This window comes from Ruegeria sp. HKCCD7181 (assembly GCF_057221055.1).
Window position 1 is genome coordinate 82,711 of sequence record NZ_JBWVBC010000004.1, and the last position, 12,884, is coordinate 95,594.

Here is a 12,884-nt window from a genome sequence, read left to right on the forward strand (position 1 = left end):
AGATTACTGGTCGTAGATACGACCGCGGGCCCGTTCCAGCTTGGCCAGAATCTTGTCCACGTTGTCAGGTTTGACCATGAATTCCTGGAAACCTTCCATCGAGGCCTTGGCCATTTCCGCAGGCGCGTCACGATCCCAGAACTGGGCGACGCCTCCGGGGCTGTTGGACGACAGCATTTCAAATCCCTGATTCAGGAACTTGTCGTCATCAACTGAGGAATTGGCGTTCACAGGCAGCTGCCCAAGGTTCTTGCCATTGTTGATCTCGGTCTGTTCGTCCGGGGAAACGACAAAGCGCAGGAACTCGCGTGCGGCTTCCTTGTTCGAAGCGTTTGCTGGAATGTGGAACGTGTCGGTCGGCGCGTCTTCGGCCAGTTCGACATCGGGATTGATCGCTACGAACTGGTAGAAGTCCAGCTGATCGTCGGTCAGACCCGCTTCACGAAGGGGTGCCACGGCAAAGTTGCCCATCAGGTAAGCGGTCGCATCGCCCTTGACCATGAAGGGCAGGGCTTCCTGCCAGCTATAGGTCTGGTGGTTGTCGATGAAGGCGCCCATGTCGATCAGCTGTTTCCAGTTGGCGAAGGTCTGTTTGACCCGGTCATCTTCCCAGCTGACCTTGCCTGCAGCCAGATCCTGATGGAAATCGAACCCGTTGGTGCGCATGTTCAGGTAGTCGAACCAGCCGCCCGCGGTCCACAGGAACTTGGTGCCGATAGTGTAGCATGCGCGCCCGGAATCGATGATCTTCTGACAGTTGGCCAGCTCTTCTTCCCAGGTGGTCGGCTCGCTCAGACCGAGTTCGTCAAAGATGTCTTTGCGGTAGTAGACGCCCCACTGGTAGTAGGAATAGGGCACACCCCACTGTTTGCCATCGATGGTCATCGCACCTTTGGTCGAGGCCAGATTGTCGCCAATCGCAGGCTCTGCCCACAGGTCCGATACGTCCTCGAACAATCCCGCCTCGACGTAAGGTCTCATCCGGTTTGCCGCGTACCATGTCGCAACGTCGGGCGTGTCCGCAGTCAGAAAATTGCGGATCTGGGTCTTGTAAGCCTCACGGTCGATAACGGTGGTTTCGATGGTCAGGTCCGGGTGCTGTGCCTGGAACCGCTCGATCATCGCTTCCATCGTCGCGCGGGGCGCCGGGTTCGATGTGTCGAGAAAGATCCGCAGCTCGCCGGTCAGTTCAGCCGACGCCGGCGCTGCAATTGCCACACTGGCAGCCAGTGCTGCCGCAGTGCGCTTGAAGATGGAATGCATGGTTTCCTCCCTTAGCTTCCATTTTTGAGGTTCCAAATAATGAAACCAAGTTTTATATATTGAAAACTACACATCGAATCGGTTAGCGTTGTCAAGACCCCCGCACTGACGCTGTGGGGTATGTGGAGGAGATCAAGCACCCGTGGCTGGCGACGGAACAATAGGCAAAGCATGTGACGTGCTTGAGCAAGTAGCGGCGTTTCAACGCCCGGTGCGCTTTGCGGAATTGCTGGACAACAGCGATTTTCCTAAAGCGTCGCTGTATCGTTTTCTGCAATCCCTGACCAATCAGGGAATGTTGTCATATGACCCAGACAGGCAGACCTATGCCCCGGGCCTAAGATTGGTGCGGCTGGCCCATGCGGCCTGGACGCAGAGTTCGCTGGCTCCTATTGCGCGGCCGTTTTTGGATGCGCTTAGCCGCGAGACCGGAGAAACGGTTCATCTGGCGCAGCTCGATTCCAGCCAGGTCCTGTATGTAGACAAGCGGAACGCGGCGCAGCCGGTCGAGATGTATTCGCAGGCTGGCAAGGTTGGCCCGGCTTATTGCACTGGGGTCGGCAAGGCGATGATGGCATTTCTTGATGAAAATGCACTGAACAAGGCGATGTCTCAGCAGAGCTTTCACCGCTTTACCGACAAGACGCTGACCTCTGAGAAAGAACTGCGGGCTGATCTCGACTTGATCCGCAGCCGTGGATACGCCGTCGACGACGAAGAACATGAACCCGGCATTATCTGTATCGCTTGCCCTATCCTGACTTCGGGTGGGCGGATGCTGGGTGCGATTTCAGTGACAGGTTCGACCGGACGTATGGATTTCGATCAATTGGAAGCCTGGGTTCCCCGCGTGCGGCACGTGGCTGAACAGATCGGGACCGAGGCACAGGCATGGCGGTTCCCTGAAACCCGCCGGATGGCCAATAACGACAGGATGTAAGCGACATGACAGGTGTAACTCTGAACCGTGCGATCAAACGGTATGGCCAGACGCAAGTGATCCACGGCGTCGATCTACAAATCGAAGACGGCGAATTCTGCGTTTTTGTTGGTCCCTCGGGTTGTGGAAAATCCACGCTGTTGCGCATGATCGCGGGGCTTGAGGAAACGTCCGAGGGGGAAATCCACATCGGTGCGCGCGACGTCACCCACATGGACCCGGCCAAGCGCGGCGTAGCGATGGTGTTCCAGACCTATGCTCTCTACCCCCACATGAGTGTGGCGGAGAATATGGGTTTTGGTCTGCGTATGAACGGGGTGCCAAAGGCCGAGATAAACAAAAAGGTTCAGGAGGCATCGGGCATTCTGAAACTGGATCAATATCTCAAACGCAAACCAAAGGCCCTGTCGGGCGGTCAGCGTCAGCGTGTCGCTATTGGACGGGCCATCGTGCGTGGCCCCGAAGTGTTTCTGTTCGACGAACCTCTGTCCAATCTTGATGCCGAATTGCGCGTTGAGATGCGTGTGGAAATCGCACGTCTGCACAACGAAATTGGCGCGACGATGATCTATGTGACTCACGATCAGGTCGAGGCGATGACCATGGCCGACAAGATAGTGGTGCTGCGCGATGGGCGCATCGAACAGGTCGGTGCCCCGATGGACCTGTATCGCGATCCCGATAACCGCTTTGTAGCGGGCTTCATCGGGTCGCCCGCGATGAATTTCCTCGAGTGCGATGTAGTAGATGGATTTGTCCGTCACCCCGCGTTAACCGACTCGATTCCGGTCACCAATTCGGTGCCAGCGGATGCAGCCAAGGTGACATTGGGTATCCGACCGGAACACATTCAAGTTGATCGCTCTGGCGGTGTATGCACCGTCGATCTTACAGAGGCCTTGGGCGGCGTGTCGTATTCCTATCTGCTGACACCAAACGGCGACAAGCTGATTGTGGAAGAGCGCGATGATCAGCGTAGCAAGCAGGGTGACATGATCGGTATATCTGTCCGTCCGGAACGTGCGATGCTGTTTGATCCGGACACCGGGCTGAGGCTGCGGTAATCGTAAAACCCTGAAGCAGAAATGAGCGCGGTGCCCCACACGGGTTACCGCGTTTTTTTCTTCGAACGAATCCAATGGTTCGCGTATCCAATAACCGATACGCCGTATTTGAACGCGAAACCAGCGCACACGCAATTGCCCGTCAAAGGAAAGAATTCATGCAATCAGACGTTTTCTCCGGTACCATGCCTGCCCTCATGACACCCTGTACACTAAACCGCGCGCCTGATTTCGACGCGTTGGTACGCAAGGGTCAACAGATGATTGAGGCCGGGATGTCGGCCGTTGTCTACTGCGGTTCGATGGGCGACTGGCCACTGCTGACGGACGCGCAGCGGATGGAAGGGGTCGAGCGACTGATTGGCGCTGGTCTTCCGGTTGTGGTCGGCACTGGGGCTATCAACACGAAATCTGCGGTAGCTCATGCTGCACACGCGCAGAAAGTGGGCGCGGCAGGTCTGATGGTGATCCCACGAGTTCTGTCGCGGGGAAGTTCTCCTGCTGCGCAGAAAAACCACTTCCAAGCAATCCTGTCCGCCGCACCGGATGTGCCCGCAATCATTTACAACAGCCCGTATTATGGCTTTGCGACACGGGCAGACCTGTTCTTTGCGCTGCGAGCCGAACACTCTAACCTGCTAGGGTTCAAGGAGTTCGGTGGTAAGGACGACCTGCGATATGCGGCTGAAAACATCACCAGCCAGGATGATCAGGTCACGTTGATGGTCGGTGTCGATACCGAGGTCTATCATGGCTTTGTCAACTGCGGCGCAACCGGCTCAATCACCGGAATCGGCACTGCTCTGCCGCATGCGGCGCTGTTGCTGGCCGCTCTGTCGCAAAAAGCAGCTCAGGGTCATGCCGAAGCACGCCAGCGCGCACAAGAATTGACCGATGCCTTCCATGTTCTGTCCAGCTTCGATGAAGGGCCGGATCTGGTTCTCTATTACAAGCACCTGCTGGTCTTGAACGGAGAACCCGAATACCGTCTACACTTCAATGAAACCGACGAACTGACCGATGCACAGCGCAACTATTGCGAACAACAATATGCCCTGTTCCGCAACTGGTTTGCCGACTGGTCGAAGCAAGGCGGAGTGATTGCTGAATGCATGTGATCGACAGCCACACCGGAGGTGAACCCACACGGGTGATCCTAGACGGAGCGCCTGACCTGGGATCCGGTCCATTGGCCATACGTGCCCACCAGTTGGCGACCGAGCACGAAGTGTTTTACCGCTCGGTCATGCTGGAGCCGCGCGGGCAGCCGGCAATGGTCGCGGCTTTGTTGGTTGAACCGGTAGATCCCACATGCGTGGCTGGCGTGATTTACTTCGATGTGGATGCCGTACTGGGCATGTGCGGCCACGGGACTATCGGTTTGGCGGTGACGCTGGCGCATTTGGGGCGGATCGATGTCGGCACACATCGCATTGAAACCCCGGCTGGGGTCGTCACGGTTGAGTTGCATGATCCAAACACCGTGACAGTAACGAATATCGAAAGTCGTCGGGTGCGCCGTGCAGTAACGCTGAACGTGCCCGGTTTCGGGTCAGTGACCGGAGATGTCGCCTATGGTGGCAATTGGTTCTTCATCATCGATCCCAGCCCGATCCCTGTTGAGCCCGGCAACATTCGTCAGATGACCGACGCCGCAATTGCCATTCGCGAGGCCACAATCGCGCAGGGGATTGGGGGCGAGAAGGGCGAGCCTGTGGATCATGTGATCTTTCAGGGCGCTTCTCCGCATGAAGGCGTGCACAGCCGGAGCTTTGTCCTTTGTCCGGATGACGCCTATGACCGATCCCCATGCGGGACCGGTAGCTCCGCGCGGCTGGCCTGTCTGGCGGCCGAAGGTCAATTGGCCGCCGGAGAAGAAATCGTGCAGGAAAGCGTCATTGGCAGCTCTTATCATCTGTCCTATCGGTCGGGGCCGGGCGGGGGCGTCATCCCCATGATCACGGGGCAGGCCTTTGTGATGTCCGAGGGGCGATTGATCTTTGACCCCAAAGACCCGTTCAGAGAAGGCATTGAAACCTGATGCCGCAGGTTATCGTCATTGGGGCAGGCGTCATCGGCATCAGCACAGCGCTCGAGCTGCAACGGCTGGGTCACCAAGTACGCGTTTTTGATCGCAAGGGCGTGGCGGCGGAGACGTCGGCTGGCAACGCAGGCGCTTTCGCCTTTTCAGAAGTCGAGCCGCTGGCGACGCCGGGCATTATGCGTAAGGCTCCAAAATGGTTGGTGGATCCGTTGGGTCCACTGTCGATTCCGACAGCATATGCGGTTCAGATTGCACCTTGGATGTATCGGTTCTGGCGCGCTAGCCGCCCGGATCGCTATCAAAACCTGTTGGGCGCCCAGGCCAGCCTGATGGAATTGTCCAGCGCAGCCCTGACACGGCAGATTGTCTCGGTTGATGGCGAGGCTTTGATGCAACGCGACGGCCAGATGCAACTCTATGAAGGCGAGGCGGAATACCATGCCAGCCTTCCCACTTGGGAATTGCGCCGCCGCCACGGGATCGAATTCGAACTGCTGGAAAGCCCTGAGGCGATAGCCGAGAAACAACCAGGCCTGTGCCCGCGATTCACACATGCAGGATTCACGCCCAATTGGCTGAATGTCGTCGACCCGAAAACATGGGTCGAGCATCTGGCCCGGGTCTTCCGCGACCGCGGGGGGCAGATCGAGCAACAGGAAGTGTTGGGTTTAGCGCCGATTTCCAATGGTGTTCGAGTGTCCTGCGCAAATGGCACGACAGAAGTGGCCAAAGTGGTATTGTCGGCGGGCGCGTGGTCCCACCATCTGGCCCGGACGCTCGGTGATAAAATTCCGCTCGAGACAGAGCGAGGCTATAATACGACCCTTCCGGAAGGGGCGTTCGATCTTAGGATGCATCTGACATTTTCCAGTCACGGTTTTGTGGCCAGCCGCATCAACGGCGGCGTGCGTGTCGGCGGAGCGGTTGAATTGGGTGGACTGAACTTGCCCCCCAATTACAAACGCGCCGAAACGCTGTTGAAGAAGGCGCAGAAATTCTTGCCGGGACTGAAAACCGAGGGCGGTACGCAATGGATGGGATTTCGTCCATCGCTGCCAGACAGCATTCCGGTTATCAGTGCGTCGCCGAAATCCCCGAATGTTATATATGCGTTTGGGCATGGCCACCTGGGTCTGACGCAATCGGCCGGAACGGCCGAGATGGTAGGGGCAATGGTCGCTTGCCAAATGCCGCCGATTTCACCTGGCGCGTTCTCTGCAACACGGTTTTGAAAGGGCAAAAATGCGCAGCAGCAAAACCATTCATGTCATTTCAGCCCATGCCGAGGGCGAAGTCGGCGACGTGATCGTCGGTGGGGTGGCTCCGCCACCGGGTGATACGGTTTGGGATCAGCGCGCGTTCATCGCCCGTGATCAGACATTACGAAACTTTGTGCTGAACGAGCCCCGAGGGGGCGTTTTTCGCCATGTGAATCTGTTGGTGCCGCCCAAACACCCTGAGGCTGATGCTGCCTTTATCATTATGGAACCGGAAGACACTCCGCCTATGTCCGGTTCGAATTCGATCTGTGTTTCAACCGTTCTGTTGGACGGCGGGATCATCCCTATGCAGGAGCCGGAAACCCGTATGACCCTTGAAGCCCCTGGCGGCCTGGTTCGGGTTCGGGCCGAATGCCGTAATGGCAAGGCCGAGCGGATCTTTGTGCAGAACCTACCCAGCTTTGCGGACAAGATCGCGGTTCCGCTTGAAGTGCCGGGAGTTGGGACTCTGAGCGTGGACACGGCCTATGGCGGGGACAGCTTTGTTGTGGTCGAAGCCGCTGCGTTGGGCATTGATATTGTCGAGGCCGAGGCCCGCGATATTGCGTGTCTGGGCGTCGCGATCACCAATGCCGCGAATGACCAGCTTGGCTTTTCGCATCCTGAAAACCCCGATTGGGATCACATCTCGTTCTGTGCGTTTTGCGGCCCATTGGAAAAGACAGCAACTGGCCTGCGCGGAAAATCTGCGGTCGCGATCCAGCCGGGCAAGGTCGACAGATCCCCGACCGGAACGGCGGTTTCGGCGCGCATGGCGCTGATGGCGGCAAAGGGCGAAATGCAAATTGGGCAGAGTTTTCAGGCGGTTTCCATCATCGGATCGCAGTTCACGGGCCGGATTGTACAGGCAGCCCGTATCGGCGATCGCAATGCGATCATACCTGAAGTCTCTGGCCGGGGCTGGATTACCGGTGTGCATCAGCACATGCTGGACCCGGACGATCCCTGGCCCGGTGGATACCGCCTAAGCGACACTTGGGGGGCTGGTTCGCCCTAAGAAAGCGGATAGTCCGTTGGCAACGAAATGAGAAACAAGCTGCCAAAGCAGCTGGATGCCGAAGGGCTGGTGGTGTTGGCGAATAAGCGGCAGGATCATCAGGAATTGCTGCGCTTGGCTCAGGCCGGTCAGGTCGACGTGGCCGGCGCTCAGTTGGCGGCGCATATCGGGGAAGCGAAGGAGCGGTTGCTGACACTGATGGCTGCCCGACATGGCACAGAGTTTCAGCGGTCTCAGCTGTCCAGAGTGAACATCAGCCGAGCGGTCACAGGCACAGTCCGCGTGATGCCCGGCAACTGAGCCAGTTCCATCAACTTGTCCACGCCTGCAGTTACGCCGGCGTCTTCGGCGCTGATAAAGACCATGTCATTGGTTGAGACCATGACGGAATTTTCGGATATGCGCAGAACGAACATCTCGGTCGTGAAATCCACATCGGTGCCCACAAGCGACAATTTGGCCTCGACCTCGAGGGTCTCGCTTTTGCCCACGTCAAGTTTCGAGACTGCGTCCATGTCAATCCGTGCTGACAATGTGGCCGATGCCGCTTTGCGGAACACGTGCTCGATCATGCGTTCATTGCGAATGTCGATATTGGTCTCGACCGAGGACAGGTCGACATCAATCTTTACCCAACCGTCCTCACTTACGTGACCGGACAGATTGGTGAAGGAATTGACCTCTCCGATGTCGTCGATTTTGACCGTACCATAGGCCAGATGTGAAGCATCCGAGTTCAGCGTCCAATTGGCCGCAAAGGCCGGAGCTGCAATAATTATCGACGCAATCGTGATCGCCTTGAACAGAAGTTTCATTTCTTTCCTCCAGAGTCTGTGTCAGTCCTGAACCCGCGGGCCCGGCTCGTGAAAGACAAACACACACAGGTCGCAATTTATTCGATGAGCGGTGAATTGAGTTCCGAACAGGCCGTACGCGGCGCGATCCAGACGCACTCCAAACGCGTTTGGCGGTTTGGTCTTGCGTTGTCTGGGGCTTCGGACATTGCCGATGACCTGTTGCAGGCAACTTGCCTGCGCGCGTTGGAGCGTCATCATCAGGTGACGTCGCATGCGCGGCTGGACAGTTGGCTGATGACGATCTGCCGTTCAATTTGGCTGAACGAACTGCGCGCCCGGTCCGTTCGCAGGGCACAGGCGCTGTCGGTCACGCCCGAGGCAGAACTGGTGGCGACAGGCCCGGATGCAGAAACGAATATTTTTGCCGCTGAAGTGTTTACCCTAGTGATGCAACTGCCAGAAGCGCAGAGGGAAACAGTGATGCTTGTGTTTGTCGAAGGCTACAGCTACCGCGAGGCCGCGGCGTTGCTCGAGGTTCCCATCGGCACAATCATGAGTCGGCTGTCAAATGCCCGGCAGAAATTGAAAACCGCAATGCAGCACGATGCACCTGACACCGTTCGACGGGGTGGCAAATGAAGTTTTCTGATGAGACGCTGCTGTCGTATCTGGAAGGCGATCTGGACGAAGACCAGAGCCGCGTAATTGAGGATGCAATTGAGGCCGATCCCACGCTCGAGGCCCGCCTGATGGCATTGGACCCGATTGCGAATGTAGTTCAGGAGGTGTTCCAGAACGTCCCGGCGAAACCCCCTGAAATAGATCTGCCGACCCCGGCGCCGGTGTCGCATGCGGCTGGCACTTTTCGTCTGATCGGGGTGGCGGCGTCTGTGGCGATCATTGCTGTTTCCGCGACTTTCTGGGCTACACGGCCGTCTGATCTCGGTTGGGCTGAGCAGGCTGCGATCTACCAATCGCTCTATGTGCCGGACACAATTGCAGAGCTGGACAACTCTCCAGTTACGCTAGACGCACAGTTCACACTGGCCGAGGCGCAGCTGGGGCGTTCCCTAAACCGTGAGGTGTTGGAAAACTTACCGGGTCTCGATTTAAAGCGGGCGCAGGTATTGTCGTTCAACGGAAAGCCTCTGGTTCAGGTCGTATACTCGGATGACCAAGGGCAGCCTTTTGCGTTCTGCGTCATTCGACAAGGGCCTGCGGCCGAGGATAAGCCGGTAAAACACGCTGTTCTCAGCGGGTTGGCAACCGCAACCTGGGCACAGGGCGGGTATGGCTATATGGTGTTAGGCCATGATGCACAGACCGATTTGATAGGTCAGCTAAACGTTCTTACATCCAGCTTTGCCGGATGATGGGTTCTTTGTCGTAAAACCACTTGAGAACGAACCGAAATGCCCGAAGAATACCGGCCATGAAATCCAAGCGCATCCTACCCGAACTGGAAGAGGCCGAGGATGGCCCGGCAAGTATCTATGACACAGAGCCGCCCGAGGACGAAGACCTGTGGTTCATGCCGCCTTTGGACGAAGACTCCGAAAGCGATTTTCTGTTCCCCGACAGACGTGCGGACCAGCGGCTGCTGTTTGATCATAGAGACTGGCGCGCGGCGCAAGCAGAATTGTCTTTTGAGCTGGCCGATCTGGCGGCGACGTTTGGGGCGCTGGACGAACGTCTACGCGCAGGGCCCAAAGGGTGGGGCCATCGTCTGGCGCTGATGGAGGTTTCAGACCTCGGATGGTGGACCGGCGACCGGATCAGTGTCGACCGCCTGGCCTTATGGACAGGGCTGCGGATCGGGGCGACCGGCGACGACGTGCAGGCCCTGTTCCGAGCCGGATGGGCGGTCCGGCGGCTGACGTCCGGAGCCGAACCGTCAGACGGAGGGTGGGAGATCGGTTTGACCGCATTTCTTGACCGTATTGCGCAAGGCATTGATGAGATACCAGAAACCGTCGCTGATTTGGCGGAATTGATGGGCAACGCCGCTGGCCTACATCCGGTAACTCAATCTGCGATCGCCTTCCACGCCTGGCGCGCACTGTCACAGGGCATCGGGCAAGATACAGAAGCCGCTATAATTGCAGCACGCCACGCTGCGACTATGGGTCGGGGCGGTGCACTGTTTATGCCGCTTACCTTATCTGGTCCTGGCGCTTTGCGTAGTGCTGGAGAGCCGAATGAAAAACTGTCCGCTTGGATTCGTGGTGCTGGTCAAGCGGCACTGGCGGCGTTGCTCCATCTTGATCGGGTCCGCACATGGGAACAGCGCGCGACAGAGGCCACCGCGGACCTGAGCGGGCGCACGCCGCCAGTTCTGATCGAGGTCCTGACGGCTTGGCCAATGGTCTCGGCCCCTCTGGCCGAAGAATTGACAAAAGCCTCGCGAGCTGCGGTGCAACGAAACTTGGACCTGTTCACCAAACGCGGCCTGATCCGTGAGGTCACTGGACAAGGGCGCTATCGCGTCTGGAGCGCTGCGCTGTAGTCCAGCAACCATTCTCTAAATACGCGCGCTGCGGGACGCAAAGCGGTGCGGGATGGGTAGGTCAGATGATAGGCCTCTTGCCCCGGACAGATGATGTCCGGAAGACAGGGCACAAGTCCGGACAGGCTCATGATCCGATCCGAGGCAGGCGCGCGGGCCAGCGCGATACCGCCTCCGCAAGCTGAAAGCTCGGCGGCCATCAGTGAATTGTCGGCAAAGAAATAGTGTGCCTGACCCGTCGACAACCGGAGCGTTTCGAATAGATGCGGCCAACTTGCGCGGTGGGTCGAGACTTCGATCAGAGTGAACCTCAGCAAATCTTGCGGTTTGGTGATCTGAGCAGCGATATCCGGCGGCGCAACCGGGTATAGTTGCTCGCGCAACAGTTCGTCGCTTTCGGTACCGAACAATGCAGGGTTTCCGAAAACGATCTGCAAGTCGGTAAAACGATTGGCAAAATCCGAGATCAAGTTGCCCGTGGAGAGCGACAGGTTGATTTGTGGTTGCGTGGCCTGAAACTCGGGCAATCCCCGCGCCAGCACCCCATGGGCAAACAGCAGGACGGATTGCACAAACAGTCTCTGTTCCCGCGTTTCCCCGAACAGCCCGGTGGTGGCTGTTTCAAGCATCAACAGCGATTGCTGTACCGAGGGAAGATAGGCCCGCCCGGTCTCGGTCAGTGTCACTGCATGGGCGTGTCGGTGAAACAGGGGCGTGCCCAATCGGGTTTCCAGCGCCTTGACCTGTTGGCTGACGGCGGCTGCGGACATGTTCAGTTGTACCGCCGCCCGTGCAAAACTTTCGGTGCGGGCCGCGGCCTCGAACACGCGCAACCAGTTGAGAGAGGGGATACGAGTGGTCATGTGTGCAGGCTAAGCAAAACTTGGCCTGACCTGCAAGACATAGCGTTCTGAGGTATCCGCGATTGCAGGTAAGAATTCGACCAGCGAATAGAACAGATGAGTCACGCCATGACCGAACCGACCTTACCCACACGCCCCAAACGCAAGATTTGGAACTACACACCGCAACTGCCAATCCAGACCTCTCCCTATTGGGACTGGCCGATGAAGCCGCTGGCTGTGCTGAAATACCTGCTGCAAAGCTGGAATCCACTGGCGTTGCGCGCGTTTCTGTTGGTGTTCGCCATCATAACGTGGACTTACCTGACCCCTTCGCTGGCACGGATCGAGACGTTAAGCTGGGATTGGGTGGCCGAGATTTGGTTTCGCAATTTCTGCATTCTGATGGTGGTTGCAGGAGGTCTTCACCTGGCATTGTGGAAGTTCCGCACGCAGCAGGACGAATACCGTTACGACATGCGCCCGATGATGAAGGGTGCCAAGATTTTTACCTTTAAAAATCAGGTCTGGGACAACATGTTCTGGACCCTCGGGCCGGCACTGACCTTCTGGACGTTTTGGGAGTGTTTCATCCTCTATTCCTACGCCAATGGCTGGGTCACAATGATCACCTTCGACAGCTACCCGGTCTGGTTTGTCGCGATGGTGGTCTTCATTCCGATCTGGGCGGGCTTTCATTTCTATTGGCTGCACCGCCTGCTACATGTCGGGACCCTTTATACCAAAGTCCACGCCTGGCATCACCGCAATATCAATACCGGGCCGTGGTCCGGACTGGCGATGCACCCGGTCGAGAGCTTCTTTCTGATGTTCGATACGATGATCTTTTTCCTGCTGCCGTCGCACCCGATCCACGCCATCTTCCTGCTGTTCCATCATGGGATCGGTGCGCCTGTGTCTCACGCCGGATTTGAGCACTTGAAACTCGGCAAAAATGCCAAGTTCCAGGTGGGTGATTTCTTCCACCAACTGCATCACAAGTTTTTCGACTGCAATTATGGCACCTGGGAAACGCCCTGGGATGAATGGTTTAACACCTTCCATGACGGAACAGACGAAGGGAATGAAATGGTCAAGGAACGCCGCCGCAAAATCTGGGCTGCCGAATAATCAATCAGCAATTCTCAGCT

The 12,884-nt window shown here is 57.4% G+C and carries 14 protein-coding genes; 11 read left to right on the plus strand and 3 right to left on the minus strand.

Features of this window, described 5'->3' with window-relative positions:
- Window positions 1–3 precede the first annotated feature (3 nt).
- Window positions 4–1,263: an ABC transporter substrate-binding protein gene (locus AC2TCY_RS09595; protein WP_480847082.1), complete on the minus strand. Its 1,260-nt coding sequence runs from the start codon at window positions 1,261–1,263 to the stop codon at window positions 4–6.
- A 142-nt stretch (window positions 1,264–1,405) separates the two neighbouring features.
- On the opposite strand from AC2TCY_RS09595, the gene AC2TCY_RS09600 reads away from it, so the two are divergent.
- The 7 genes from AC2TCY_RS09600 (at window position 1,406) to AC2TCY_RS09630 (ending at window position 7,888) form a co-directional block, all read left to right on the plus strand.
- Complete coding sequence (locus AC2TCY_RS09600) at window positions 1,406–2,203, plus strand: IclR family transcriptional regulator (protein WP_480847083.1); 798 nt, start codon at window positions 1,406–1,408, stop codon at window positions 2,201–2,203.
- A gap of 5 nt (window positions 2,204–2,208) precedes the next feature.
- On the plus strand, window positions 2,209–3,267 hold the full coding sequence (locus tag AC2TCY_RS09605; protein WP_480847085.1) for an ABC transporter ATP-binding protein: 1,059 nt from the start codon (window positions 2,209–2,211) through the stop codon (window positions 3,265–3,267).
- Between the two features lie 158 nt (window positions 3,268–3,425).
- Window positions 3,426–4,385: a dihydrodipicolinate synthase family protein gene (locus AC2TCY_RS09610; protein ID WP_480847086.1), complete on the plus strand. Its 960-nt coding sequence runs from the start codon at window positions 3,426–3,428 to the stop codon at window positions 4,383–4,385.
- Complete coding sequence (locus tag AC2TCY_RS09615) at window positions 4,376–5,308, plus strand: 4-hydroxyproline epimerase (protein WP_480847087.1); 933 nt, start codon at window positions 4,376–4,378, stop codon at window positions 5,306–5,308. The genes AC2TCY_RS09610 and AC2TCY_RS09615 overlap by 10 nt, the downstream gene beginning before the upstream one ends.
- Window positions 5,308–6,543: an NAD(P)/FAD-dependent oxidoreductase gene (locus tag AC2TCY_RS09620; RefSeq protein ID WP_480847088.1), complete on the plus strand. Its 1,236-nt coding sequence runs from the start codon at window positions 5,308–5,310 to the stop codon at window positions 6,541–6,543. The genes AC2TCY_RS09615 and AC2TCY_RS09620 overlap by 1 nt, the downstream gene beginning before the upstream one ends.
- A gap of 10 nt (window positions 6,544–6,553) precedes the next feature.
- Window positions 6,554–7,588, plus strand: a complete 1,035-nt coding sequence (locus AC2TCY_RS09625; protein ID WP_480847089.1) for a trans-3-hydroxy-L-proline dehydratase — start codon at window positions 6,554–6,556, stop codon at window positions 7,586–7,588.
- Window positions 7,589–7,615: 27 nt separating this feature from the next.
- Window positions 7,616–7,888 carry a hypothetical protein gene (locus AC2TCY_RS09630; protein ID WP_480847091.1) on the plus strand — a complete coding sequence of 91 codons (273 nt, stop codon included), beginning with the start codon at window positions 7,616–7,618 and terminating at the stop codon, window positions 7,886–7,888.
- Here the strand turns inward: AC2TCY_RS09630 and AC2TCY_RS09635 are convergent.
- Window positions 7,822–8,403 (minus strand): YceI family protein, encoded by a 582-nt coding sequence (locus AC2TCY_RS09635; RefSeq protein WP_480847092.1) that lies wholly within the window; start codon window positions 8,401–8,403, stop codon window positions 7,822–7,824. The two genes, AC2TCY_RS09630 and AC2TCY_RS09635, sit on opposite strands and share 67 nt — an antisense overlap.
- 48 nt (window positions 8,404–8,451) lie before the next feature.
- Here AC2TCY_RS09635 and AC2TCY_RS09640 point away from each other — a divergent pair, with 48 nt between their 5' ends.
- From AC2TCY_RS09640 to AC2TCY_RS09650, 3 genes are read left to right on the plus strand one after another with little or no spacing between them, the layout of a single operon-like run.
- Window positions 8,452–9,024, plus strand: coding sequence for an RNA polymerase sigma factor (locus tag AC2TCY_RS09640; RefSeq protein ID WP_480847093.1), 573 nt, complete (start codon window positions 8,452–8,454; stop codon window positions 9,022–9,024).
- Complete coding sequence (locus AC2TCY_RS09645) at window positions 9,021–9,758, plus strand: anti-sigma factor (protein ID WP_480847094.1); 738 nt, start codon at window positions 9,021–9,023, stop codon at window positions 9,756–9,758. Before AC2TCY_RS09640 ends, AC2TCY_RS09645 begins: the two co-directional genes overlap by 4 nt.
- Before the next feature lie 59 nt (window positions 9,759–9,817).
- Window positions 9,818–10,891: a helix-turn-helix domain-containing protein gene (locus AC2TCY_RS09650; RefSeq protein ID WP_480847096.1), complete on the plus strand. Its 1,074-nt coding sequence runs from the start codon at window positions 9,818–9,820 to the stop codon at window positions 10,889–10,891.
- Here the strand turns inward: AC2TCY_RS09650 and AC2TCY_RS09655 are convergent.
- Window positions 10,864–11,754: a LysR family transcriptional regulator gene (locus tag AC2TCY_RS09655; RefSeq protein WP_480847097.1), complete on the minus strand. Its 891-nt coding sequence runs from the start codon at window positions 11,752–11,754 to the stop codon at window positions 10,864–10,866. The genes AC2TCY_RS09650 and AC2TCY_RS09655 overlap by 28 nt on opposite strands.
- A gap of 108 nt (window positions 11,755–11,862) precedes the next feature.
- Here AC2TCY_RS09655 and AC2TCY_RS09660 point away from each other — a divergent pair, with 108 nt between their 5' ends.
- The gene (locus AC2TCY_RS09660; RefSeq protein WP_480847099.1) at window positions 11,863–12,864 is read left to right on the plus strand and encodes a sterol desaturase family protein; all 1,002 of its coding nucleotides are present in this window, start codon (window positions 11,863–11,865) and stop codon (window positions 12,862–12,864) included.
- The last annotated feature ends 20 nt before the right edge of the window (window positions 12,865–12,884 follow it).

What these genes read in the sequence shown, in the direction of transcription:
- AC2TCY_RS09595 (WP_480847082.1), bottom strand. Translation starts at nt 1,263, where the DNA reads ATGCATTCCATCTTCAAGCGCACTGCGGCAGCACTGGCTGCCAGTGTG.
- AC2TCY_RS09605 (WP_480847085.1), top strand. Translation starts at nt 2,209, where the DNA reads ATGACAGGTGTAACTCTGAACCGTGCGATCAAACGGTATGGCCAGACG.
- AC2TCY_RS09610 (WP_480847086.1), top strand. Translation starts at nt 3,426, where the DNA reads ATGCAATCAGACGTTTTCTCCGGTACCATGCCTGCCCTCATGACACCC.
- AC2TCY_RS09615 (WP_480847087.1), top strand. Translation starts at nt 4,376, where the DNA reads ATGCATGTGATCGACAGCCACACCGGAGGTGAACCCACACGGGTGATC.
- AC2TCY_RS09620 (WP_480847088.1), top strand. Translation starts at nt 5,308, where the DNA reads ATGCCGCAGGTTATCGTCATTGGGGCAGGCGTCATCGGCATCAGCACA.
- AC2TCY_RS09625 (WP_480847089.1), top strand. Translation starts at nt 6,554, where the DNA reads ATGCGCAGCAGCAAAACCATTCATGTCATTTCAGCCCATGCCGAGGGC.
- AC2TCY_RS09630 (WP_480847091.1), top strand. Translation starts at nt 7,616, where the DNA reads ATGAGAAACAAGCTGCCAAAGCAGCTGGATGCCGAAGGGCTGGTGGTG.
- AC2TCY_RS09635 (WP_480847092.1), bottom strand. Translation starts at nt 8,403, where the DNA reads ATGAAACTTCTGTTCAAGGCGATCACGATTGCGTCGATAATTATTGCA.
- AC2TCY_RS09645 (WP_480847094.1), top strand. Translation starts at nt 9,021, where the DNA reads ATGAAGTTTTCTGATGAGACGCTGCTGTCGTATCTGGAAGGCGATCTG.
- AC2TCY_RS09650 (WP_480847096.1), top strand. Translation starts at nt 9,818, where the DNA reads ATGAAATCCAAGCGCATCCTACCCGAACTGGAAGAGGCCGAGGATGGC.
- AC2TCY_RS09655 (WP_480847097.1), bottom strand. Translation starts at nt 11,754, where the DNA reads ATGACCACTCGTATCCCCTCTCTCAACTGGTTGCGCGTGTTCGAGGCC.
- AC2TCY_RS09660 (WP_480847099.1), top strand. Translation starts at nt 11,863, where the DNA reads ATGACCGAACCGACCTTACCCACACGCCCCAAACGCAAGATTTGGAAC.